The organism is Paludibaculum fermentans (assembly GCF_051172195.1).
Taxonomy (GTDB): domain Bacteria; phylum Acidobacteriota; class Terriglobia; order Bryobacterales; family Bryobacteraceae; genus Paludibaculum; species Paludibaculum fermentans_A.
The window spans coordinates 145,478-170,802 of record NZ_JBPJAQ010000002.1; the positions used below are offsets into that span (position 1 = coordinate 145,478).

Here is a 25,325-nt window from a genome sequence, read left to right on the forward strand (position 1 = left end):
GCAGAGCCGTGAGGCGAGCCAGCCTCAATGACTCTCCGGGTTGGCCGCGCCGGCAACGCTGGCGGGTCCGCCAGGGCGGTGGGGCAGCAGGCGCCGCAGGGGTTCTTGAACGACCTCCAGGAAACGCCGCTGGGCGAGGCTCTCCTGCCCGCCCATGAACACCACCCGCACCAAAGCCGCGTCAGTCCGTTGGTAGCGCAGGCCGTCGGCGGCCAGCCAGAACTTGGCTACCCACTCGTCTGGGGTCGTGTGGAAGGGCGTTTCGTACCAGTAGTAGACCGTTGCCTGGTTGGCGGCATTCACGACATCCGCGTAGCGCATTTCGGTGCCACCGATGCGAACCGTACTCGTGGAAAGCGCAGTCCAGCCTCCCCCAGGCAGACAGACCCTCGGTGAATGAAGTTGCCGCTGACCCCCGAGCTGGGACTGGGTCCAGGCCACAAAGAGCTCGGCGGTCGCCGAGCCTCCTCGTTGACCATAGGTCCGGCTGAGGGTGGCATCCGCTTTGAGCGCCGCCGCCAGATCCGCTTCGATGGGGTGCTCCCCCAGCAAAGCCCAGCCGGGCAGTTCCGCGGGGAACAGATTCAGGGCTGGCACGGGTGGAGTCAGTTCGGTTCGTCGGTGGAACTGAGTCAGCACGAATTGCGCCGCGAAGACAGAGCAGAGGATGGCGGCCCTGCGATCAAACATGAATCCGGGTAAGTCCCTTCCGGACGAGCGCCAGGACGGCAAGCGAGACCAGGAAAACCAGCCACCCTGAGAAGAAATGCAGGAACCCGTTGGCCAGGGCTGGGTCTTTCGCCGCCAAGAGTCCGATAGCGGCGACGCGCAGGGCATTTGCGCCAATCGCCACGGGGATCGTCGCCGCCAGCAGTGCCCATCGGATCCAGGCCGATGGTCCCATGGCATAGCCGAACACGACAGCCAGGAACGCCAATGACAACAGGAAGCGCATCCCATTGCAGGCCTCAGTGACCGAGAGCCGCACCTGTCCAAGATCAAGGACGTTTCCAGTGCGCACCACCGTCACACCCAAGGTGGAGAGGATGGCTCCCGCCAGGCGAGTGGCAGTCAGTTGCAGAGGCAGGGTTACCTCCGCATACACAAACGCCAGTTTCGGCAGCATAAAAAGCATCAGGAAGAGTGGGAAGCCGAGCGCACGGACATACGGCCATCCGCCCAGAAACAGGATCGATCCGGCGACAGCGAGCCAGAAGCCCACAGCGGCGACAAAGAGACCGGCCCCGACGCTACCCGCAAGGACGAGTGCAGCCGCGAGCAGCACAAGGCAGAGGCCCAAATTCGAAGGATTCGCTGGGATCGTACTGAGCAGCCCACGCTCGCGATAGACCACCCAGGCGACGACCACAGGCACTGCGAAGCCGTAGCTCATATCCTCGTCGGTCGCCCACTGCTCGGCCATGCCGCTGAGGGCGCCCCAGTAGGCGAGCACGAGCAGCAGGCCGGTGATCAGGAGGAGCACTGATTTGCTCACACCGCAGAGTATAGCTTGATGCACCTTGAGAGAATCGCTCAATTCATATTTAGAGAACTTAATGTCCCTCATTGAGACTGTCAGCACCTAACCCGTTCTAAAGCCCAGTTGTTGAGAGCCTCGACCATCTCAAATCCCGTACAGCTGGAAGTGGTCCTCATTTAGGTGATTGAATGTTCGGAAACAAGGCCGCCGGGTGCACGATCGCTCTACTCGTCCTACTATTCTCTGCCTCGCAGCTTCAAGCTGAACAGGATTGCCAAGCTAGCCGGTTGAAGGTGAGCAGTCGCTCGCGGGCGGCGGTGCGGGTCGAAAAGTCGCGCTGCGCGATGTCTTCGGCGGCGGGGGTAGAGGGGCGTCAGGCGCGCATCAGCGAGATGAGAGCCTTTCTCCATGCGGATGGCGCCCTGGTTAGGGAGTTTGACAGCAGCGCCACCGAATGGGCCACCACGCTCGACGCGAACAATTACGGGGAGATCCGCTTCACCTACACCAATAAGACCGCGAAGACCCAGACCGCCGCGAAGCTGATCGCATTTGTGGATCTGGATGTCGACCGGGATCTGAATGGCTACGCCAACGAGTATGGGGTGTTCACATCGCTCTCGCTGCCACCGGGCACACCCGCAAGCGCCATCGCGGCCACCAGTTGGGAGATAGACGAGCCAGGGTTCCTCTTCGGCAACATCTATCAGCATCTGGTGGCAGGTGCGTTGGATAACACCAACTCCGTGCCGGCGAGCACGCCGGATGATGTTTCGATGGCACTGGGGTTTCCCCTTGGCGATATCAAGGCGGGGGCCACGGTCACGCTAGTGCTGCGCACCAGCCGCATCGATATCGGGGGACTCAGGCAAGTGGATCCCGATTCGAACGTTTCGACCTGGCTGAACGGTTACGCCACGTTTGGGGCTGCCGGCACGCAGGACCCCCATCTGCCGGAGACGCCGGCACCGCCGTCGTTGATTCTGGTCATTACCGGGTTGGCGGGCGGAGCGGCGTATCGCTGGCGGAAGTGGCGGCGCGGGGCGACGCTGCTGATGGTCGTCCTGCTGGTGGCGGTGGGAGGGAGTTCAGGCATGCTTCACTCCACCTGTTCTGCCCAGGACACCAATGTCGGCTCGAGTCGTTCACAGCCGATGAAGGCCTTCGCCATTGCTGAGCAGGCCGAGTGAAGGGTTCTTCGGGAACGCACGTAGCCATGGAATACCCATTTCGTTTTGGTGGTGCCGCATCGAGTGCCAGCTATCTGCAGAGGCATCGCGATGGGCGATTCGCATCGCCGCAGTTGACTCAGGCCGTTCCAGTCCGTCCGAGTGTGGAAGCCGTAAGAATTGCCGGGATCACGAGCGTCAAGGGAGCACACGATGACATATAGAAGCCCATTCGCCCTCGCCGGGAGCATATGTGCCTTATTGGTGACCGCTGTGCCCTCACTTGGCCAAAGCACCACTGACATCGCTCTCACGGCATTGAGCACCACCTCAGTTGTGACCGACAGCCAGACATTGGTGGTCGCCGGGAACCTGGGTGTTACGCTGAAGAACCTCGGTAGCGGGGCTGTCGTGCAGCCATTCAAGGTCATCGCCTTCGAAGACCGCAATGCCAATCAGATGTATGATGCCGCCACGGATGCGCTGTTAGGCTCGGTTACGTTTACGGCAGGACTGCCTGCTGCTGGAACGGCCACCGTCGCTGTCCCACTGAGCGGTGTCGTAACCTTCAAGGGCAACCTGATCTACGGAGTCGCGGATGCGGACAGGTTGATCCAGGATTCGGATAGAACCAATAACAGACGCAACACGGGGCAGGCCAGCAAGTTTGTTCCTCCGATAAGTACACTGGACCCCATTCTGAAGTGGAAGAAGGATGTTTTCTCGGTCCTGCCTGCTTCAAACCAAGTATGCATGCCACCCGTTGTCATAGACGTCAATGGGGACGGCGTTCCCGATGTGGTATTCACGACCTACTCGGACTTTCCGAGTGGGGGGAATCTCCGAGTGATCAGCGGGATTGATGGTCAAGAGATTTGGACCATCGTCGATGCAACATATCAACTCAGCGCTCTTAGTGGCGTGGCCGTCGGAGACATCGATGGTGACAATAGGCCAGAAATCATTGCCGTTGCTCATGACAATCGCTTGATTGCATTTGAGCACGATGGAAAATTCAAATGGCGCGGGCCCCCGGTACCTGGAGGTGGTTGGAATGGCTCCTGGGGCGCACCGTCAATTGCTGACCTCGACCACGATGGACGACCTGAGCTGGTATTCGGAGCGATGGTCGTAAATAGCGACGGGTCACTACGGTGGATTGGTCAACTGGGCCAAGGCGACGGCGGGTTTGGGTCTTTGTCAGTCCCAGCGGATCTAGATCTGGATGGGAATCTCGAGATTCTGGCTGGACACACAGTCTATCGTGCGGACGGATCCGTCTATTGGAACAACCCCTCCCTGAATGATGGCTTTAACGCCGTAGCGAATTTTGATAGCGATCGATTTCCAGAGATAGTTTTGGTAGCCCACGGCAATGTCTCCCTGCTCGAACATGATGGGACGGTCAAATGGGGTCCAGTGCCGCTTCCTAGCGGGGGCTTGGGCGGCCCGCCAACAGTCGCTGATTTCAACGGGGACGGAAAGCTCGAAATCGGCGTTTCAGGCTCGACGTACTACAGCGTGTTCACCAGCGACGGCGCTCTGCTCTGGAAAGCGCTCATCCAAGACGGTTCGTCGGGAGTCACGGGCTCATCAGTATTTGACTTCGATGGCGACGGGGCGGCAGAGGTTGTCTATGCCGATGAAGTATACCTGCGAGTGTATCGAGGAGCGGACGGGACGGAGCTCTTCAAACAGCCCAAGAGCAGTGCCACAGCATACGAGACTCCGTTGGTGGTCGATGTCGACGGAGATGGCGCGGCCAATATCGTTGCTCCTGCCAATTCCTCAGGCGGATATGGGACGCAGAATGGAATCTACGTACTGGCGAGCGGGACGAATAGTTGGGTCAAGACGCGCAACATCTGGAACCAACACACCTACCACATCACCAACATCAACGACGACGGGACGATCCCGCGCAACGAACAGGCAAACTGGCTGATCCCGGGCCTTAACAACTTTCGACTGAATACGTTCCTGCAGCCCGAGAAAGCCACAGCCGCTCCGGATTTGATTCCCTCATTCATCAGTAAGAATGATGCGAGGTTCCCGACCTCGGTCGAACTGGGCGCTCGTATAGGGAATGGTGGATCTGGCAGTATTTCGGCCAATTCGGTTGTGTCGGTCGTCGTCCCAGGCACCAGCGATCCTTGGCTTGCTGGCATGCCAGATGGCTCGACTGCCAGCTCTTCCGATTCTGCGCCCGCTCAGTCTCCCGTTGAGGTTGTCGGGATATCAATCGCCTCAAAGAGCGAACTGACATTTGCGGTTACAGGCTGCGTTAATAACACTCCGGGCGGATGCGGTGGCGATGCTCCCAGGGGGTACGACTCGTACCCCCACGCTAACGGAGCAGAGAACGGTCTATCTGACCTGAGTGCCCCGCTCAACTCATTGATCGGCGTATTCCTGGGGCCAGGAAGGCCGGACCTCAGTCCTGCACCGGCGCCATTCGTACTTCATCCGCTCTCCAACCGAGTTGCCCCTGAACTGAAGCAGATGTTTTTCATTGGTGACGGACGAACTCAAACGGGGGAGCAAGTCATATTCGAAGCGCCGGCTGGGGCCACTCGGCTATTTGTCGGAACCATGGATGGCACGCAATGGACAAACAATTCTGGCCAGTTTCAGGTGTCCATCTCTACTGGCTTGGGAGCATCAGCGACCAAGAGCTCGGCGTGTCCAGTCTCTTTCTATCATGGCGACCCGGCTTCCGGCGGAACCTTGATCGGCACCACCCGGACCACCAAACCACTAGAACCTGGCGAATACGAGGATGTGAAAATCACCTGGAACAACCCGGCTGTTGGGTTGCACCCCATCGTGGTTGTCGCCGACGACGACGGCACCGGCAAGGGCAGCATTAACGAGGGTGACGAGACAAACAATAAGGCGGGGGCGAATGTCCTTTTAGGATCCGGACCATTTCCCACTGTCGACGACTTGAGAGTCCGAGCGAAGGAGTCCTCAATTGAGCTCCGATGGAGCGCAATCGCGGGAGCTCTTTCTTACAACATCTATCGCCGGGCCGGAGCACAAGGTGCGCCTCAAAAACTGAAGGCCGGGTACCAGGGCCAAGTCTGGGATGACACCACGGCTGCCGGGGGAGTGACCTATTACTACCTTGTTCGTTGGATCGATGGATCGGGCCGGGAGTCCGGTGACGGCTCGGAACTGAGCGCGACAGGGCCCCTGCAAACTCAGCGTGGTGATCAGGCGCCGACGATTCTTTCGGTGCCTGTTACGCGCGCGATCGCCGGCCAAGCCTACGCTTATCAGGTCATTGTCCAGGACCCGAACCCGGGAGACAAACTTTCATTCTTTCTTACCAGCCCACCTGCTGGGATGACAATTCATCCAACTTCGGGGCTGATCCAATGGGCTCCGACCAATGCACTCGCCGGCTACAGTACGGTTCGAGTGTTGGTCCAGGACAGCCGCAAAAGAACGGCGGAGCAGACCTACCGCGTATTCGTCGAACTTCAGGTTGTCAACACACCGCCGTCGATCATCTCGACTGCTCCATCCGGCGGGGCGACCGGGGATCTCTATAGCTACCCGGCGATCGGCCGTGATCCTGATGGCGAGCTTCTTGCCTGGACTCTCGTCTCCGGTCCGGCGGGAATGATCATCAACCCGAACAGCGGATTGGTTCAGTGGACCCCTGCTTACACGCAGATCGGAGTGGCGAGCGCGACCATCCGCGCGAGCGACTTCAGCGGCGCGTCAGCTTCGCAGACGTTCCGCATCACGGTCATAAAAGGCAATCGGGCACCACGGATTGTTTCGACGCCTATTCTTGCTGCGCGTGCAGCACGTGCGTATTCCTATCAGGTGATTGCCTCCGATCCAGACCCACAGGAGACGTTGGTCTTTGCCCTAACAGGTTCTCCAGCCGGGATGGCGATCGACGCGCGTTCCGGGTTGGCAACCTGGGCGCCAGGGCCTGCCTCTCTTGGTCCTCAGGCGGTGTCACTCAAAGTCACCGACTCCGGAGGCCTGTCCGCCACGCAAGCATTCACACTGAATGTCGGCCCACCGGCTGGTCCGCCAGTCATCTCAACTGTGCCTCCTTCAAAGGCGACTGTCGCCGCTCTGTACGCGGTTGATTTTGATGCGATCCCTGGGGCGGCCGGGGATGTTCTTACCTTCTCGCTGCCTACTGCACCTTCAGGAATGACGATCCACCCCGCGACGGGTGTAGTCCAATGGACGCCCACCGCCTCTCAGATTGGGGGGCATTCCGTCTCTGTGCGTGTAGCAGACCAAACCGGAAAGACGGGCCAAGTTGATTTCCAAATAACAGTCTCGCCATTGGACAACACACCTCCGACGGCGGAAATCCTCTCTCCTCTCAGCGGCTCTTCCTTGAATGGCGATATCACGATTTATGGCACCGCCAAGGATGAGAACCTCCGCGATTGGACATTGTCGTATCGTTCCATCAGCTCAAGCACTTGGCTTGAACTAGCCAAGGGGACCGAGTCCATCGAAAACCAGCCGCTGGCTTCGTTCCCCGCGACTCTTCTGTTGAACAACCCCTACCGCCTGATGCTCGTTGCACGCGATCAGTCGAAGTCGAGCTCAATGGAGATCGAAGTCTTGGTCAACACTGGGCAGCTGAAGATGGGTGCGTTTACCCTCGCCTTCCAGGATCTGGTGCTGCCAGGCATTTCCTTCCCGCTCAGCATTGGACGAAAGTACGACTCCCGGCGGACGGAGACGGGCGATTTCGGTGTGGGCTGGAGCCTGGCCCTTACCGACATCGACCTACGCCAGGATGCCAGCGGAAACGTCTTCCTGACACTCCCGGATGGACGTCGAGTGAAGTTCACGTTGGCTCCAACCAGAATGTCAATCTTGCCAGTGTTCGACACGGCGTATGCCGCTGATCCAGGCGTAAGCGACACCTTGGCTGCCTTGGATTGCCCAATGATGATTGGTTCAGCCGGTAACTATTCCTGCAATCTCTTTGGCGCGAAACCAACGCAGTTCCTGCTCACAACAAAGACCGGCCTGAAGTACACGATCGACGGCGGGGCGATGAAGCGCCTGGAAGACAGAAACGGCAACTGGCTCAGCGTGGCGTCGACCGGCGTTACGACCTCCTGGGGTTCCGCCATTACGTTCCAGCGTGATGTCTCCGGACGCATCACCACGGTGAATGATCCCTCAGGCAAGACTCTGAAGTACTCCTATGACGTCGCAGGCAACCTCACCGATTTCACCAATCAATCTGGGGACAAGGTCAGCTACTTCTACGAGAACTCAAAATTCCCACACTATCTGACAAAGATCCTCGATCCCCTGAATCGCCCGGCCGTTCGGACCGTCTTCAACGCTCAGGGGCGCATGGTGGCGCAATGTGACGTCAACGGGAATGTCGTGACACTGGCTGGTTGCATTCAGTTCACTTCGGACACCGTGGCCCGCGTATTCTCGGCCACCAATGCCCGTGGCTTCCGGACGGATTTGTACTCCGATGATCGGGGGAATGTTGTGACGGAGCGTCGATTCCTGGATGCCACGAATTACGTGGAGACTGTGCGGACGTATGACGCGAACAACAACCTGTTGTCGGAGAAGGACCCCGGGGGCAACGTCAAGAGCTTCACGTATGATGCTCGCGGCAACAAGTTGACTGCGACGGATCCGGGCGGTCGCACGACGACGTATACCTACGGAGCGTGTGATTTGGTCACCTCCGAGACCGATGCGGCCGGTAATCAGACGACGTATGGCTATGATGCGGCATGCAACCTGACTTCTGTGAAGGATCCTCTGAATGGGGTAACGCAGTACCAGTACAGTGCTGCGGGCCAGCGAATCGGAATGACCGACGCCATTGGAAGCACCTGGAAGTGGGCATACGACAGCAATGGCTACGCAACGACGGTGACCGACCCATTTGGGAAGGCAACTAAGCTGACTTACAGCGCTGCCGGCGATCTTCTGTCCCGAGTGGACCGCATCGGCCGGCGCATCGACTTCGAGTATGACGCCAATCACCGGGTGGTGAAGGAGACTTGGGATACGACTCCACCGAGGGTGACCACCTACAGCTACGACTCGACAGGAGCACTCCTTTCGGCCGCCGACCCCGCAAGCAAGCTAACATTCACATACACGTCATTGGGGCAACTTGAGTCGGTAGACAACCAGGGGACGCCCTCTGTGCCGCGCGTCCTGATGAGTTATGCCTATGATGCGAATGGCAACGCGATTTCCGTCACAGACTCGCTAGGCGGCATGACTGGGTACTCCTACGATCCCCTCGATCGGCTGAGCCGCGTAACACAATCAGGAGGGGGGGTGAATGAGAAGCGAGTGGACTTGGTTTACAGCGCTGCAAGCTTGCTGACGGAAATGCGGCGATACGCCGATTTGGCTGGAACCCAATCCGTAGCCAATACGAAGTACGAATATGAGTGCGGTGGCTGCTCGGCGCGTTTGACCGCTATCCGGCACCGCAAGGCATCCGACAATAGCGTCATACACGATATGACATTTGCACGGGACGCTCTCGGAAATGTACTTACGATGACAGACAAGGAGGGAGCGCACAACTACACTTACGACAAGTTGCGGCGATTGCTGAGTGCGGTTCATGCGAACACCTCAATACAACAAAATGAAACATACAATTACGATGAGGTCGGAAATCGAATCATTAGCCATTTGAGCCCATCGTACAGCTACACGAAGAGCCGGCTCACAGACGATAGTTCGTACACTTATGAATACGATGATGAGGGGAGCCAGGTGAGGCGAGTCGCGAAAGCCGACGGGACGTGGACTGAATACTCATATGATCATCGCAACCGCATGACGACAGCAATAGAAAAGAACTCGGCAGGTGTGGAGCAGCGGCGATCTGGGTACGGTTACGATTCTCTTAATCGCAGAATCACTTCAGGTACGACGCATTTCGTCTATGACGGACTGAATCCTGTGTTGAAGATGAGCGACGCGGGGCTGATTGCAAGTCGCCGACTATTCACCTCTTCAATCGACGGAATCCTGGCTGACGAGTCGGGCGGGCAGACCCGCTGGTTCACAACAGACCAAGTGGGCACTGTCCGGGGACTCGTGGCCGATGATACCTCCGTGCTCAGTCGCTACATTTACGACAGTTTCGGACGCGTGAGCGTCGTGGCCAATACTGGGAGCGAGAATGACGTCTTGTTCACTGGTCGTGAATTCGACAAGAATCTGGGATTGTGGTATTTTCGTGCACGCTGGTACAGCAACCTCGTGGGGCGCTTCGTCGGTGAGGATCCCCTGCCACCTTACCTCTATCGTTATGCAGACAACAACCCTGGGTACTTTAATGACCCACTCGGCGCTTCGGCCCTGGGTGAGTATGTCACAAATCTGAAGAATTCAATAAGGCAATCAGCCATCATCAAAAAGGTGACCGGGTGTGTCGCAGCTAACTATAAACAGATTGCTTTCTATTTGCTTCATTGGGCCGCTGGAGAAGAAGCCATGGAACTCCCCCCAGTTCCGCCTCCGGATCGACCAAAAATAGAGTGCATGATCAAGTAGAAAATCGCAAGGCATGGGGGGCCGGGCAGGTCAGGGGACCTCCTGATCGCTCACTCGGCATTTTCACTCAGAAACATCCGTTCTCGGCCGCGCGGATTGGCGGGCAGCCATGGCTTTGTCACTTTCCACCGCCGGCCACTCGACTTCCGCACGCAGGCCGCCTACCGGATGGCCACTCCGTTGAACTCTAGGGTGTAGAGGGCCGAAGCCTGACGGTCGAGGACTGAATGATTGTCGGTTCGTCGGGCGTCGACGGCATACAAGCATCGGCTATCCTGAATCGCTCAAAGAAGCTGCGACCAGGACACATCCGGACGTCCCGATTTCTGAACCGATCCTGGAGCCGTGTCCGTGGAGAGTGATCCAAGGCAATACGCGGTTGGGAATCGGACAACAACCGCCCCGATCAGACTGCTGATCTTGAAACCTCCCGCCGCCCGCGTTGCCGCATCGTCATGACCTTTCCATCCAGCACTGCGGCTCTCCGGCGAGCACCCGCGCAGAGCCCCAATCTCGAGCTCACCCGCAATTCTCCGTCCCCGTCCAATTCGGTCACACGGTTTCGACATTTTTATTAACACCCCGTAAAGCCATGAAAAAGCATGGACATACCTGTCCCGCAGCGCCCGCCGCGGGAACTGGTTCCTTCCACCCCTCCCCTACAATTGCGGCCGAGGTGGATTATGCAAGATCGATCGGGATTAGAACAAGCGCACATGGACGAAGCGCGCCCGCGCAGACCCACCACGCCCATAGGCAATGCCCGATTCCGTTGCCACTCCGCCAAACATGGCGGCCCCGCCGATTCATTCGAGCCAACCCTGATCCGCGACCTTGCCATCATCGCTTGGGAGATCAGCCGCACCTCCGCCCTCCGCGCCCAAGCACTCGACCTCCAGTTCGACTGCGAACCCCAACCCAGCCGCGGCGAAACCACCAGTCTCCAAAGCGCCCGCAACGACGCTCTCCAGAAGCAAATCGCTCACCGCCTGCGCAGCCTCCTGGTCTCCAATCCAACCGCGGGGAAGGAACAAAGCCATTCAGAACCACACCCGTCTTTCACCTCTTTGGCGGGCTGCACCCGCCCGGAAGGGCATCAACTTCGAGATTTGAGGGAACAAACCCACTTTCGCACCCGGCCAGTGCCGATTAGGAACCCGGCCCACCCCAAAGCCAAACCGACACATCAACCACGGAATTTGAGTGAACAAACCCACTGGCACCCCTCATCGACCCAACTGCAGGATTTGAGTGAACAAACCCACTGCCACCTCCAATCGACTCAACCACGGAATCTGAGTGAACAAACCCACCGCGGGCTCTGCCCGGTCCGCTCAATCCGTTCACATCGGAACGGCCTCGAGCCGGAGGCGCAGCTGCGCTGCGTGTTGCGCCGTGCCGGCATCCGCCATGCACAGAGCCCCCACCGGGAGTGCTCACGCGCTTCCGTTCCAGCCCGAGGTCGACGTGTAGCGTAATTAATGTCCCTAAAAACGGATGAAAAAGTCTAAATCTCTGAACACCGGTGTGCGCGGCCTGCGCCTCGCCTCCAAAGGAACCCAATGTCAACTTCTTGCTCACGCACCAACGGGATAAACCTGGTCTTTCCGGCAACCCTCTGCTTGCTTCTCAGCTTGACTCCTGTCGCCGCACAGCGCGCGCCTCGAAGCATTCTTCTAGTGCAGGAGACGGCCGATCGCGGACAGGCGGACTATCCGGTGGCGGAGATTGCCAGGATCGAGGGAGCCAAGCGGCTGGCCATTCCGGCCACGGGACACCACGTGATGGTACTGACCGGCGCCGGCAAGGTGTGGGTGTGGGGTGACAACACCTACGGACAGTTGGGAACCGGTGACGACAAGCCAGTGGACGGCTGGCGCGAGGTGGAAGGACTGAGCGAGGTCATCGCGGTGGCTGCGGGTGAGCAGCATTCGCTGGCCCTGCGGGCGGACGGGACGGTTTGGGCTTGGGGTGGAAATCTTGAGGGGCAACTGGGCGACGGAACATTACTGCCCCAGCTCAGGCCGCAAGAGGTGCCTGGGCTCAAGGGTATCGTCTCTATCACCGCTGGTGCGCGGTTCAGTGCGGCCCTGACTCGAGATGGGACGGTACTGGCTTTTGGCGGCAACTGGGAAGGTGTGGCGCCTGCCGAGACGCAGCGGTTGCTGATGCGGCCGGTGGCGATCGAGGGCTTGCGGCTGAAGGGTGAGATTGAGTGGCGTGGGGGCAGGATTGTCGAGCGGGATCCGGCTGAGTTGCGGAACAGCGCCGCGTGGCCAGGAGTAGATCTCCGCGAGCGATTGGTCGTGTGGCGCGAGGGAGCAATCAACGTAGAGGAGACCGGTCTGGCTGCTGCGAGCATCGCCACGACCGGCAAGGTGCTCGATGTGGCTGCGGGCTGGGCGGTGGCCTGGATCGAAGCGAGTTCGGATGAGGGGCGCGAAAGCGGACACGACGCAGCGCCGGATTCGGTTCAAGGTGCTGCGGGGAACGCCGGAGTGGCGGGGAAGAGCCGCTTGGGCTCTGCGACAGGTGCCACGCCCAAGCTGGCGGCGGGTATGGGTTGGATTTCGCAGTCCTATTACCATGGCCTGAAGATCAATGCGAACGGCACGGTTTGGGCTTACGGGGCAAATGCATCCGGCCAATTGGGCAACGGGACGACCACGGACAGCACGACCCCGGTGCAGGTGAGCGGGTTGACCAACGTGGTCGCAGTCGCGGCAGGTACCGCGCGTAGCTATGCCGTGAAGGCGGATGGCACGTTCTGGGCCTGGGGCAGCAACAGCGGCGGTTTGTTGGGAGACGGGACGACCACCGACCGGCTGACGCCGGTGCAGGTGCCTGGGCTCTCTGGTGTGGCCAAGGTGGCGAGCGGGAGCAATCACATGCTGGCGCTGAAGCTCGACGGCACAGTTTGGGCTTGGGGCGGCAACTACTCCGGAGAATTGGGAGATGGGACGCTTACGAATCGAATCACCCCCCTTCAAATCAGTGGGCTCACGGGCGTGATCGGCATTGCAGCAGGGGGAGGGTTCAGCTTAGCAGTGAAGAGCGACGGAACTGTTTGGGCTTGGGGCGGCAACCTCAGTGGGCAGCTTGGAGACGGGAGCCAGGTAAATAAGTTGACTCCAGTTCAGGTAACAAGCCTGACTGGCGCCAAGTCGGTTGCTGCTGGCACATATCACGGCCTGGCAGTCAAAACAGACGGGTCGGTCTGGGCGTGGGGGCAAAACAGCTATGGACAGCTTGGGGACGGGACCAAGGTCAGCCGGACCACCCCCGTGCAGACCAGCGGACTGAGCGGTGTGACTGGGCTTGCGGGTGGCGACTACTTCAGTCTTGCCCTGAAGAGCGACGGCTCGGTGATGTCCTGGGGCATTGGCACACGTGGAGAACTGGGTAACGGGATCATGAGCCAGTCATTGGTGCCAGGACAGGTCACCGGCATTGCAACCGCAGTCGCCATAGCAGCGGGTACGCGCACCGGGGCTGCACTGCTGTCGGATGGTTCCATCCGAGGATGGGGATTCGAGGAGGAGGGCCAACTCGGACTCGGGTCTAAGGTGATACAGCCCGTGCCCCAACAGGTGGCCGCCCTAAGCGGAGTTTCGACCGTGGCGGCCGGGTACCAACACAGCCTGGCGCGCAAGCAGGATGGGACGGTCTGGGCTTGGGGTGACAACTCCAACGGTCAGTTGGGAGACGGAACCACCATTCAGCGTCTGGCCCCAGTACAGGTCAGCGGCCTGAGTGGGATCACCGCTGTAAGAGCGAGCACCTCTTTCAGTCTGGCGCTGAAAAACGATGGAACCTTGTGGGCCTGGGGCAGCAACCTGGGCCGGATTGGTGACGGGACAACAATCGATCGTCCCCTCCCCGTCCAGGTAAGTGGATTGGCGGGTGTAATCGCGTTTTCCGCCGGCGCCGGGCACAACCTGGCCGCGAAGAACGACGGCACCGTTTGGGCCTGGGGCTCGAATTCAAGTGGACAATTGGGTGACGGGACGACGACAACACGTTTGGCGCCGGTTCAGGTGAGCAGTCTCACCGGGGTAGTAGCAGTGGCTGCCGGTTTCAATTTCAGCCTTGCGTTAAAGAACGATGGCACCGTCTGGGCTTGGGGGAATAACTCTTCTGGTTCCCTGGGAGACGGCACTACCACGCAGCACATCCTCCCGGCGAAAGTCAGCAATCTCACCGGGGTGGCCGCCGTTGCCGCCGGGGACAGTCACTCCCTCGCTCTGAAGACCGATGGGACTGTTTGGGCTTGGGGCTACAACAGCGTCGGCAGCCTGGGAGACGGAACCACAACCCAACGCCTGCTGCCTGTTCAGGTCAGCGGATTGACCGGAATCGTCTCCATTCAAGGCGGAGCCCTCCACAGCCTCGCAATTAAGAACAACGGTACGGTGTGGGCCTGGGGCTCGAACGTGAAGGCCAGGCTTGGCGATGGCACAACCGTGAACCGGTCGACGCCCGTCCAGGTCTCCGGGCTGACAGGTGTGGCCTCTATCACTGGAGGTTCTCTGTTCTCGCTGGCGGCGAAATCAGACGGCACCGTTTGGGCCTGGGGCCACTCAGGCTACGGCCAGTTGGGGAACGGAACCTCGCTGCTGCATGTCACTCCGGTGATTGGTGCCACCCCAGCACCCATGGATCTTGCACTGAACCTCACAGCCGGGCCGTCCTTCGCAGTTGGCGGTTCTGCCGGATATCTGATCACGGTCACCAACCTGGGTGGTTTGCCGACAACTGGAGCGGTCACGGTCACCGATACACTGCCTGCCGGACTGACCTACGTCTCCGCATCGGGCATCGGGTTTTCTTGTTCAGCCGCAGGGCAGACAGTCACTTGTGCCAGCAACAACCCGCTGGCCGCTGCACAAGTCGTTGAGATCTTCCTGTTGGCCAAGGTCGGTGCGGCGGCCTACCCATCGGTATCCAGCACGGCTACGGTGACAGCCAGCGGAGATGCCAACGCGGCGAATAACTCCGCTACCACGGTCACCCCGGTATCGCTGCAGGGCACAGGGGCCAACCAGGCATCCCTAGCTGGGGGGTACTACCATCAGCTTCGTCTGGCATCGAACGGGGTTGTGTGGGCTACCGGGGAAAATGGCTACGGCCAACTGGGCGACGGCACCACTACACGCAGGAACATTCCTGTGCCCGTTCCTGGTCTTACCAATGCCATCGCGATTGCCGCGGGTTACTATCACAGCGTTGCGCTAAAGTCGGACGGGACCGTCTGGACCTGGGGCTATAACTCCTATGGGCAACTCGGTGACGGTACGACCATGCAACGCCTCACACCCACTCAGGTGCCCGGAATCAGTGGTGTTGTTTCGGTCGCCGCCGGCATCTACTGCTCCTTCGCACTCAAGTCAGATGGCACACTGTGGGCGTGGGGGTACAACGCCAACTACCAACTTGGTGACGGAACTACCACTGCACGATCCTCACCTGCCGCGGTGAGCGGCCTCTCCGGGATCACAGCTATTTCGGCCGGGCGGCGGCATGGACTGGCCATTCGTGCAGACGGCACCGTCTGGGCCTGGGGCAGCAACGAAGGCGGCCAACTCGGCGACGGTACCACTTCAACTCGGAAGACCCCTGTGAAGATCAACGGGTTGAGTGCCATGCTTGCTCTCTCGGCTGGCTACGACTACTCCCTCGGTCTCAAGGCCGATGGAACAGTCTGGGCGTGGGGTGGCAACTTCTACGGCCAACTGGGCGATGGTTCCTCCTCGTCGCGTTTGGCCCCAATTCAGGTTGCCGGACTGTCAGGAGTAAAGGCAGTAGTGGCCAGTATCTCCTATGCGAGCTACGCTCTGCTCAGCGATGGTACGGTTCGAGCGTGGGGCAACAACAGCTCCGGGCAACTTGGGGATGGCACCAATGTCTATCGGACCTCCCCTGTGGTGGTTGCCGGGCTCAGCGGGGTGGCCGCCTTGGCAGGGGCCGGCTACTACAACGACGGATGGTGCATCGCGCTGAAGAATGATGGATCCCAGTGGGCGTGGGGTAGCAATGTCTACGGCACCCTGGGCACGGGCGCTCCGAGTCGGCGCGCAATTCCGAGTATAGTTCCAGGGCTTGGCGGGGTCGCCTCCGCCAGTGCGCGTTGGGTGCACACCCTTGCCCTCAAGACGGATGGCACCTTGAGAAGTTGGGGCTCCAACGAGTATGGCGGATTGGGTGATGGCACCACCATGCTGCGCTCCACTCCGGTAGTAGTCGGCGGGATCAGCGGCGTTTTGACGGCTTCCGCCGGTGACAAGTTCAGTCTGGCCGTGAAAGCCGATGGATCAGTCTGGAGTTGGGGAGGCAACGACTACGGGCAATTGGGGGACGGCACAAATAGCAACCGCTCGACCCCAGCGCAGATCGCCAGCCTGGGCGGAATCATCAAAGTAGCTGGGGGCTATCTCCACAGTGTTGCGCTGAAGGGTGACGGCACAGTCTGGACGTGGGGCGCGAATGACTCGGGCCAGTTGGGCGACGGCACTACGACTGAGCGCAATACCCCGCTGCAGGTTGCCGGAATTGCCGGGGTGACAGCCATCGCTGCAGGTGACGAGCACACACTGGTGCTCAAATCCGATGGAACTGTCTGGGCTTGGGGTAGGAACACTGAGGGCCAGCTTGGTGATGGCACCACTACTCAGCATTCGACGCCCACGCAAGTGCCAGGCCTTTCCGGTGTGAAGGCAATCGCGACCGGCTATGTCCACAGCATGGCGCTAAAGACGGACGGGACGGTCTGGGTTTGGGGGTCCGGCCGGGCAGCACTGGGCTACTCGGGCTCCTCTCCCGTTACCGCGCCAACTTCGGTCTCCATGCTCTCCGGCATAGCGGCGATATCGGCCGGTGGTTCTCACAGCATGGCGCTACAGAACACAGGCAAAGTCTGGGCTTGGGGCAACAGCGCCTCAGGTCAAATTGGCGACGGAACCACTACGACCCGATTCCCGCCCATCCCGGTCCCACTGCCGCTGAACGTATCCTCGATTGTCGCCGGTGGGGACCATAGTCTTGCGGTGATGGCCGATGGCACGGTCTATGCGTGGGGGTCGGAAACCTACGGGCAGGTTGGCGATGGCAAGGCTGCAAACTCCTTCGTGCCCATAGCCTCTCTGCCTCTCGGCAATGCTGATCTCAGCATCTCGCTCAAAGACGCTGGTTCCGTGGCTGTCGGAGGTCAGGCGACGTATACGATCACTGTCACCAATGTGGGTCAGAATACCAACACAGGCGCCACGACCGTGACGGACACGCTGCCTGCGGGCCTCGCGTTTGTTAGCGCCTCTGGTTCGGGCTGGGCCTGCACCGCGTCCGGGCAGGTCGTCACTTGCACGAATCCAAGCCCGATCAATGCTGGCGCGTCCAGCGTCATCACCATCAAAGCTACCGTCTTGACCGCGGCCGGCGCGTCGTTCACCAACATCGCCTCGCTCTCCAATGCGAGCGATGCCGATGCCAATAACAATGTGACCGGTGATCCACTCAGCGTCGGCGGGACGGCCGCTTTGAGCGTCACCCCTTCCTCGGGCAGCGGCTCCGAGCAGATCTTCCAGGCTTCCTTCACCGGAGCGCAAGGTTACAGCAAATTGCGGTGGGTGCAGCTTCTGTTTGCTACGGCTCCGGATGGCGGTGGGCAGCCCTTCTGCTTCCTGCACTATGACGTGCAGGGCAATGCCTTCTGGCTTTACTCCGATGTATTCGGTTTCTTCCGTGGTCCGGTTGCGCCGGGCGTGGTCTCCAGCGAACTACAGGGTTCGCACTGCGCGCTCAATACAGGAGACTCCTGGATCTCCGGCAGTGGTTCCAATCTCACCGTGAGCATGAGCGTGGTTTTCAAGGCCGCCGCTGCCCGCAATGTCTACATGCGGGTCATGGACAATACCGACTACGATACGGGGACAGTACTGCGTGGCATGTGGACGCAGGTCGCCGCTCCGGTGGCTGCACTTGAGGTGACTCCAGTCAGTGGGACTGGCGCCAATCCCACCTTCATCCTGACCTACCCGGACCCGGCAGGGTTTACCGGATCGGCACTCGGTTGGGAGGAATTCCTGGTAGCAGCCGCAACCGATGGGGGTGGACAGCCATTCTGCTTCGTCCACTATGACCGCGCAGGCAATGGGCTTTGGATGTACTCCTCCGATGTCGGCTTCTTCCTGGGGCCTGTGACGCCAGGCGTGTCATCGACCGCGCTGAGCAGTTCCGCCTGTACCGTGAACACAGCCGGAACGGTGGTGCAAAACAGCGCTGGCAATCTCAACCTGAGTATTCCTGTGAACTTAAAATCCACGATGAGCGGAACCAAAAACACTTACTTGCGGACCCTGGATGCGATAAACCGCGACACCGGCTGGCAGCAGAAAGGCACCTGGACGATCCCATAAGAAGACTAACTGCACCGAGCCCTCGACTACCGGCGCCCGCACACCTGAGTCGGCGTGCGGGCGGTAACTACTCTTCGGATCGAACCGGGGATCACTCCCGGACTTCGAAGGCGGCCGGCTCCGCGGGGTCCAAATGCTGGCGGAGTTTCAGGACAAACTCCTTCGCCGCAGCCCGGCGCGACGAGTCGTCTGTGCCCATCCGGAACTCATGCGAGGTGAGTACCTTGCGGGTTGCGGCTTCGCGGAGTTCGAGCCTGGCATCTTCAGCCCGGCCCGTGACCTTGCGGTGCATGACCTGGGCCGCCACGGTCTCGAACTTCGGGCCCAGATTCACGGTGAAGTGCGGAGTTGTGTGCGTTTCGTGGAATTCCACGTTCAGCTTCAGGTTCTCGGCCGCGCGCCGGATGTGGGGTCCGAAGTCTCTGGCACGGTCAAGGACAACAATCCTGGGCTGGTCAAAGGCAAACGAGGGAAGGGCGCAGAGCACCCCGAGGGTGAACATGACTAACTTGGTCATATTCCTATCCTACGATAGTCACTTCGGATAGATCAAGCCGTCAGAATGTCATGCGGTCAGGCTCTCTTCTTTTTGGCGTAGTGGGCCAAGGTCTTTGCGATATAAGCCGCGGCATCCGGCGTTTCGCAGGAAGTCTCACCGTGGTCGACCACGACTTTGCCGATGCGGGCCGCGGTAGCGAGCACCAGCGGGCGGAGCGGCTCGCGGTGGACGCCGATGTTGATCAGTACGCCGTTCATGGAATGGCGTACCCGGTTCATCGATCCATGGATGTGCTTCTCGATGAAGGAGAGCGTCTCTTTGAGGTAGTCGTCGGAGAGATCCTCGCCGCCCGAAACGGCGTAGGACAGAAGCAACCAGCCGGCCTGGGCGGTGAACTCCTCTTTCGACTTCATCCACTTCTCTCGCATCTTACGGGCATGGGTCGTCTGGGCGGCGAACTTCCCGAACAGATCCGTGAGCGGAGCGCCTTCCAGGTCTTTGACCCAGCGATCGAGCTCCGCCGGAGTCATGGCTTGGGGATCGGCGATCATTGTCCCCAGCACGCGGGCATCGAAGTTGCCGGTAGCCCAGAGTTGGGCAGCCAATGCGTGGTCCCGTTTGATCTTCTTCTGGAGTTTGCCGAGATGGGCAAACGATACGCCGAACATGGGATCGACCGCTCCATGGCGTCGATAGATTTTGCGGGCCTGCTCAGTCCCCAGCGATTCGAGTGTCTGCATCACTTCCTGCAGGTTCATACTGCCCTCCTCGATACCCGATATCCGCACAGGATAGCAGCCCGGATGAGCGGCGGCACCGTGCGATATACTCCGCCTCAGCATGATTCACCGAATTCTGTTCACCCTGGTTGCCGTGCTGGGCATCGCGCAGGCTGCCGAAGTCAGTAAAGGCGTTGCGGCGCGCAACGTTTCGACACTCAGGTATCACAGCGACTCGCTGAATGCCGATCGCCTCTGCACCGTGATCCTGCCCATGGACTATCAGCAGTCGACTCGCCGATACCCGGTGCTCTACCTGTTGCACGGGCTCGGCGACGATAACACCGCCTGGACGTTCATGACCAATGTCTCCGCCTATGCGAGCCGCTTCGGGATCATTGTGGTGATGCCGGATGTGGGCCGCAACTGGTATGTGAACAGCGCGGCCGATCCCGCCGCGAAGTATGAAGACATGGTCGTGAAGGACCTGATTCCTTACATCGACAGCAACTATCGCAGCATCCCGCTGCGGCGTGCGCGGGCAGTTGCCGGATTGTCGATGGGCGGGTATGGGGCGATGTTCCTGGGCTTGAAGCACTCGGGGCGCTTTGCGGCAATTGGCGCTTTCAGCGGAGCCCTGGCGATCTCGCATGGCGCGCCTATGTCTGTTCCTTCGACTGCTACGGCCGAGGCTCGTAAGCGGACCGAGGATATGAACTCGCTGTTCGGTCCCGCTGACTCAGCGGCGCGGAAAGAACGGGATCCCTTCGAACTGTTGGACAAGGTTCCGGCGGGTCAGATGCCCTTGCTGTATATCGCTTGCGGCGGCCAGGACTTCCTGATCAAGCAGAATCGGGATTTCGTCGATCTGCTGGCCACGAAGAAGATACCGTACGAATACCGGGAGATCTCACCGCGTGTGCATTCGTGGGATTTCTGGGACGACCAGATCGATGTTTTCCTGGGCATTCTGGCGCACACGCCGGGCTTCCCGATGGGGCAGCCGCATCCGGTGCAGCCGCAGCCGATGCCGCAGAACTGAGGGGGGCGCCTCATCGGGCCTTGGGGACGAAGGTGAAGCTTCGGATGGCGACGTTGGCGCTTTGGTTGAACCTCCGGCCACCCAGATGGAAATCAATGATGATGCGGTCGAAGCTATCGATGGTAGGGCGCGCTGGGATGGGGAAGTGCAGGACTGATTCACCTGTCCCGTCGACTCGTTGCACGCCGAGAGACTGACGAGGAGCCTTACGGAGTTCGGAGATTGTCAGCAAGACCTCCAAGGCAACGGACTGCGGCTGGGGGTCGGCGCTCTCGACGGTCACATCCAGGGCCGAGCAGCAACGCGGATCAAGGGCGGCGGGCAGTTGCTGGTGGGCCTGCATCGTGATGAAGCCGTGATGTCCGGCAGTGAAGCTGTAGCTGATGGGTGAGTCGTGATAGACACGGGCACTGGCTGAGGGGCGCCGGTGAGGCGGCGAGAGGATCCAATAGAGACCCGAGAAGGGCAGGACCGAAGGTGGGGTTGCCCGAGGCCGGGCCGATCCCGCGCGGCCTGATGGAGTTGGGATAGTCAGCTTGGCCGCATTCCGGCTGTCGGCCAGAAGGATGGCCCCGGAGATGAGATCCGCGCCGGATGGGCCGCCTGCCATTTCGTGCCCGAGGGACGCGACGGTTCGGCTCTTGACGGCACGGAATGCCGGAAGGGGGATCAGTGCAAAACAAGCCAACACCAGGGCCAGGCCGGCCTGGAGCAGGAAGCGGAGCGGCGCGCGGCCGTTCTCCTCAGGGGCCTGAGTATCCGGCGCCGAGGCAGCCATAAGAGAGGCCGCGACACCCGATAGGATCGCGGCACCGAGGATTTGGCCGCCGACGGCACTGATCGCTGAGAACTCCAGGGTGGCCGCCGCGGCGATGGCATAGGCGAGTTCACGGGTGAGGGGGCTGGGGTAATGTGCGGAGAAGATCGGGGCCGGATCGTCATCCCTGGCGGCCGCCGGCTCCGTAATGAGCCGCGCGGATCCGCGCAGCAGGCGGCCCGCGGCGAGGCCGCACACCAATGCGACGGGCAGGGCGAGCAGTGATTGCTGAGTGGCGAGAGCGGCCATCGGGGCGAACCAGACGCCAATCGCCGCGGATCTCCAGGCGAGCCGGGACGCCTGTTCGTCGGAGCAGGCAGTGAAATAGGGCAGGGTGAGCCGCGCCACGAGCGCTGTGGCGCCCGCGGCGATCGCCACGGTGAAGACTGCTTTCGCCAGAGTCCAGCCCGCGGGATCCGACATGGGCTGCGGCCTGGGCGCGGTGAGTGCCGCAGCGGCCAGTCCCGCCACAAGGCAGGCTGCGAACGGGAGCCAGGGCAGGTCAGGTTCCGCAAAGTCCTCGACCGGGCGCGAACCTGCCACGACCGAAAGACTTATGGGCATGGCTTCTCCATGTGGACTGTTGTGCATTGAGACACTGACCACACCACGCTGGTTCCCGAATTCGAGCAATTTGCCGTGGTGCTTCGCGCTGAATTTACGGATGTTTTGGGGAAGTATCCGGAAATTCCAAACATCGGCCCGGCCGCCTGAGTGCCTGGATCCGCCGTTATAATGGAGGCCGCCGTGCATCTCTCCTCCTGGTTCTTCAAGACCGCGATTGCCCTGCTGGCCGCTGGTGGGGCGCTGCGGGCTGCGGGCCCGCTCGACTTCGGCATGGCGGAGTACAGGAAGGCCCTGGAGGCCCGGGGCCTGGCTCCGGAACGCAACCAGATTCTCACTGAGTTCTCGATGGTGCTTTCCGGCGACGGCTTCTCGATCACCGGCAATATCATCCGAGGCGGCAGCCAGCGCGGCCTGATGTATGGACTGCTGGAGGCGGCCGAACAGATCCGGCGGCTGGGCCATCTGGCTCCGGCGAAGGTCGATCCGCCCAATCAGATGCGTGGAATTCGCTGGTTCCTGCATAACGAGGAATTGGAACGCGGCTGGTATTACGACCACGAGCACTGGCGCGCTTTCTTCGAGATGCTGGCGCGGAACCGCTACAACCGGTTCAACTTGGTCTTCGCGCACCAGACGGATTACCTGGCGCCGCCCTATCCGTTCTGGGTGGAGGTTCCGGAGTTTCCGCAGGTTCGCGCCAAGGGGCTGACGGCGGAACAGCGGGCAAAGAACCTGGAGACCCTCAAGTTCATCGCGCAGACCGCGAATGAGTTCGGCATCGATTTCACGCTGGGCGTCTGGGAGCATGACATCCAGCGCGGGATGACGCCCAGCGTGGAAGGGTTGACTCCCGACAACATCGGACAGTACTCCTACGCGGCGTTGAAGATGGTGCTGCAGGCCTGTCCGGGCATCCGCAGCGTGCAGATGCGGACGAATGGTGAGTCGGGTATCCCATCCGACCGGCAGGTGGCGTTCTACCGTGACTACGTCTTCAAAGCACTGCGTGACACGGGCCGGCTGGTGCAGTTGGACCTGCGCGGCTGGCTGATGCAGTCCGGGCTGATGGAGGCGGCGGTGAGTGCCAAGGTCCCGTTGCGGCTGTCGTCCAAGTATTGGGCGGAAGACCTTGGACGGCCGTATCCGCCGGCGGAGACCTGGCCGAACTATTCGTTCCTGAACTTCCTGGAGAAGCCGCCCGTTTCGGAGCGGCCCCGGCTGTGGCAGTTCTACTGGGAGCTGTGGGGATTGGGCTCGCACAGGCTGCTGATGTGGGGTGATCCGGACTATGTGAAGCGGGCAGTGGCGACGTTCCCGATGAGCGGCGCGGCGGGCTTCGAGATTGATCCGCCGCTGGCGCAAAAGGGCTTTGGCAATCACCCGGGACAGTGGGGTGTTTTCGCGGAGGGCCAGCAGAGCCGGGTGTTCTGGAAGTGGGAATGGGAAAGGTACTGGCTGTTCTACCTGCTGTGGGGCCGGCTCAGCTACAACCCCGAAGAGCCCGCGCGACTTTGGATGGACGAGTTCCAGCGCCGCTTTGGGGCGGCGGGGAAAGATGTGTTCGAGGCTACGCGAAACGCCAGTAAGTTTCTGAACGAACTGGTGGCGGTGCATCTGGCCGATCCCAATATGTACATCTGGCCGGAGATCAATCCCGGCGGCCTGATCGATTCCTACGCCGATGTGCGGCCCAGCGACTGGCGGTATGTCGCGTCGTTTGAAGAGCGCACGCGGAATCGACTGGAAGGGCGCGGCTCCGCCAAGCAGACGGCGGTGGAGACGGCGGAACACTTTCACGCCTACGCCTTAGCCACGGAGCAGGCGGTCGCGCGAGCCCAGGCGGTGCTGGGTGATGGCCATCAGGAATGGTCTGGTACAAAGCCTGATCTGGATGTGCTGACGCTGCTGGCCCGCTATCACGGCCGCAAACAGATGGCGGCGGATCACCTGGTGTGGTTCGAACATACCAGCGATGAGAATGCACTGTATGCGGCGCAGCGCGAGGTGTCCGGGGCGCTCCTGGTCTGGCTGCAACTGGTGAAGCTGACGGATGGACTGTATCCGCCTGAGATGGCTTTTGGTCCTGAGGATGTGGGTCATTGGAAAGACAAGGTGGCCTATCCACAGCACGACGTTCAGACCTTGAAAGAGCGAGTGGAACTTTGGAAGAAGTATGGCCGGGCCGATTACGGATTCGACTTCGGAGCGGCTGTTCAGGAGCCGCGCGAGAGCAGCTATCGCCAGAACCGCTCGATCGAGCAGAGTAATGTTCTGGCCGGCTTCGCGGCAGTCTCGCCGGAAACGCTCTATGACGAGCAGCGCGGCTACGGCTGGGTCCAGACGGGCGAGCGAACCGCGAATCCTCTTCCCCTGGTGCCGTATGCCGAAGTTCGGGCTGTGGCGCGGGATCCAAAGCATTTGCCGTCGAATCTTCTGCTGGGCGACTCCATCCAGGGTGCTGGCGCGCAGATCTTTCGGGTCAAAGTGAAGGGCGAAGAGTTCAAGGCGCTGCTCGTGAAACCGGATGGCAGCGTGGATGAGAGCACGGTCAAAGCACAGTCAGGCGTATTGGAAGTGGCGATGCGGGACGGTGCCTGGCAGTACAGCGGCCTGATCCTGCAGAACACGGCGCCGCCGCCCATCCCCCAACGCTGGCCCAATCCCGTGGCCAAACCCACGATCGAGCACAACGCGCCCAGGCTGATCTTCGCCGGCAAGCCCATTCAACTGCTGCTGCGTGTGTATCCCTTCAACAACGTGAAAACAGTGCGGCTGCACTACCGGCCGTTGAACCAACTGGCGGCCTGGAAGACGATGGAGGCGACACCGCAGCATGCCCTGTTCCAGCTCACCGCGGAGGACACGGATCCACGTTGGGATCTGCAGTACTACTTCGAGATCCTGAACAACGAGGGCTCGGGCTGGTTTTACCCGGATCCTGAACAGACGCGGCCCTACTTTGTAGCGACTGTTCAGATCGAGGTTCCGCCTCCGCCGCCGCCTCCGCCCGCGGCGCCTCCGCCCAATGAAAGCGCTCCCCCTCCTGCTGGCGCCGTGAAATAATGTCCCC

The 25,325-nt window shown here is 60.6% G+C and carries 11 protein-coding genes; 5 read left to right on the forward strand and 6 right to left on the reverse strand.

Going from position 1 to position 25,325, the window contains the following annotated elements; translation table 11 throughout:
• Positions 1–24: 24 nt before the first annotated feature.
• Both ACR9Y2_RS27305 and xrt read right to left on the reverse strand, forming a co-directional pair.
• Positions 25–690: an exosortase C-terminal domain/associated protein EpsI gene (locus tag ACR9Y2_RS27305; RefSeq protein WP_435045039.1), complete on the reverse strand. Its 666-nt coding sequence runs from the start codon at positions 688–690 to the stop codon at positions 25–27.
• Positions 683–1,483 (reverse strand): exosortase, encoded by an 801-nt coding sequence (xrt, locus tag ACR9Y2_RS27310; RefSeq protein ID WP_435045040.1) that lies wholly within the window; start codon positions 1,481–1,483, stop codon positions 683–685. The genes ACR9Y2_RS27305 and xrt overlap by 8 nt, the downstream gene beginning before the upstream one ends.
• Positions 1,484–1,767: 284 nt before the next feature.
• Here xrt and ACR9Y2_RS27315 point away from each other — a divergent pair, with 284 nt between their 5' ends.
• Both ACR9Y2_RS27315 and ACR9Y2_RS27320 read left to right on the forward strand, forming a co-directional pair.
• The gene (locus ACR9Y2_RS27315) at positions 1,768–2,670 is read left to right on the forward strand and encodes a hypothetical protein (protein WP_435045041.1); all 903 of its coding nucleotides are present in this window, start codon (positions 1,768–1,770) and stop codon (positions 2,668–2,670) included.
• A gap of 243 nt (positions 2,671–2,913) precedes the next feature.
• Positions 2,914–10,200, forward strand: a complete 7,287-nt coding sequence (locus tag ACR9Y2_RS27320; RefSeq protein WP_435045042.1) for a putative Ig domain-containing protein — start codon at positions 2,914–2,916, stop codon at positions 10,198–10,200.
• Between the two features lie 806 nt (positions 10,201–11,006).
• Here ACR9Y2_RS27320 and ACR9Y2_RS27325 read toward each other — a convergent pair.
• On the reverse strand, positions 11,007–11,186 hold the full coding sequence (locus tag ACR9Y2_RS27325) for a hypothetical protein (RefSeq protein WP_435045043.1): 180 nt from the start codon (positions 11,184–11,186) through the stop codon (positions 11,007–11,009).
• Positions 11,187–11,879: 693 nt separating this feature from the next.
• Between ACR9Y2_RS27325 and ACR9Y2_RS27330 the strand changes: the two genes are divergently transcribed.
• Positions 11,880–18,611 carry a hypothetical protein gene (locus ACR9Y2_RS27330; protein ID WP_435045044.1) on the forward strand — a complete coding sequence of 2,244 codons (6,732 nt, stop codon included), beginning with the start codon at positions 11,880–11,882 and terminating at the stop codon, positions 18,609–18,611.
• Between the two features lie 91 nt (positions 18,612–18,702).
• Here ACR9Y2_RS27330 and ACR9Y2_RS27335 read toward each other — a convergent pair whose 3' ends face one another.
• Positions 18,703–19,128 (reverse strand): hypothetical protein, encoded by a 426-nt coding sequence (locus tag ACR9Y2_RS27335; RefSeq protein WP_435045045.1) that lies wholly within the window; start codon positions 19,126–19,128, stop codon positions 18,703–18,705.
• A gap of 56 nt (positions 19,129–19,184) precedes the next feature.
• Complete coding sequence (locus tag ACR9Y2_RS27340) at positions 19,185–19,868, reverse strand: DNA alkylation repair protein (RefSeq protein WP_435045046.1); 684 nt, start codon at positions 19,866–19,868, stop codon at positions 19,185–19,187.
• An 82-nt stretch (positions 19,869–19,950) separates the two neighbouring features.
• Here ACR9Y2_RS27340 and ACR9Y2_RS27345 point away from each other — a divergent pair, with 82 nt between their 5' ends.
• Positions 19,951–20,871 carry an alpha/beta hydrolase gene (locus ACR9Y2_RS27345; RefSeq protein WP_435045047.1) on the forward strand — a complete coding sequence of 307 codons (921 nt, stop codon included), beginning with the start codon at positions 19,951–19,953 and terminating at the stop codon, positions 20,869–20,871.
• A gap of 10 nt (positions 20,872–20,881) precedes the next feature.
• Here the strand turns inward: ACR9Y2_RS27345 and ACR9Y2_RS27350 are convergent, their stop codons facing one another.
• The gene (locus ACR9Y2_RS27350; RefSeq protein ID WP_435045048.1) at positions 20,882–22,252 is read right to left on the reverse strand and encodes a hypothetical protein; all 1,371 of its coding nucleotides are present in this window, start codon (positions 22,250–22,252) and stop codon (positions 20,882–20,884) included.
• 183 nt (positions 22,253–22,435) lie between these two features.
• Between ACR9Y2_RS27350 and ACR9Y2_RS27355 the strand changes: the two genes are divergently transcribed.
• Positions 22,436–25,318, forward strand: a complete 2,883-nt coding sequence (locus tag ACR9Y2_RS27355) for a hypothetical protein (RefSeq protein WP_435045049.1) — start codon at positions 22,436–22,438, stop codon at positions 25,316–25,318.
• The last annotated feature ends 7 nt before the right edge of the window (positions 25,319–25,325 follow it).

Bases quoted from the DNA above. Each gene is read 5' to 3' on its own strand.
- ACR9Y2_RS27305 (WP_435045039.1), bottom strand. From the start codon at position 690: ATGTTTGATCGCAGGGCCGCCATCCTCTGCTCTGTCTTCGCGGCGCAA.
- ACR9Y2_RS27340 (WP_435045046.1), bottom strand. From the start codon at position 19,868: ATGAACCTGCAGGAAGTGATGCAGACACTCGAATCGCTGGGGACTGAG.
- ACR9Y2_RS27345 (WP_435045047.1), top strand. From the start codon at position 19,951: ATGATTCACCGAATTCTGTTCACCCTGGTTGCCGTGCTGGGCATCGCG.
- ACR9Y2_RS27335 (WP_435045045.1), bottom strand. From the start codon at position 19,128: ATGACCAAGTTAGTCATGTTCACCCTCGGGGTGCTCTGCGCCCTTCCC.
- ACR9Y2_RS27350 (WP_435045048.1), bottom strand. From the start codon at position 22,252: ATGCCCATAAGTCTTTCGGTCGTGGCAGGTTCGCGCCCGGTCGAGGAC.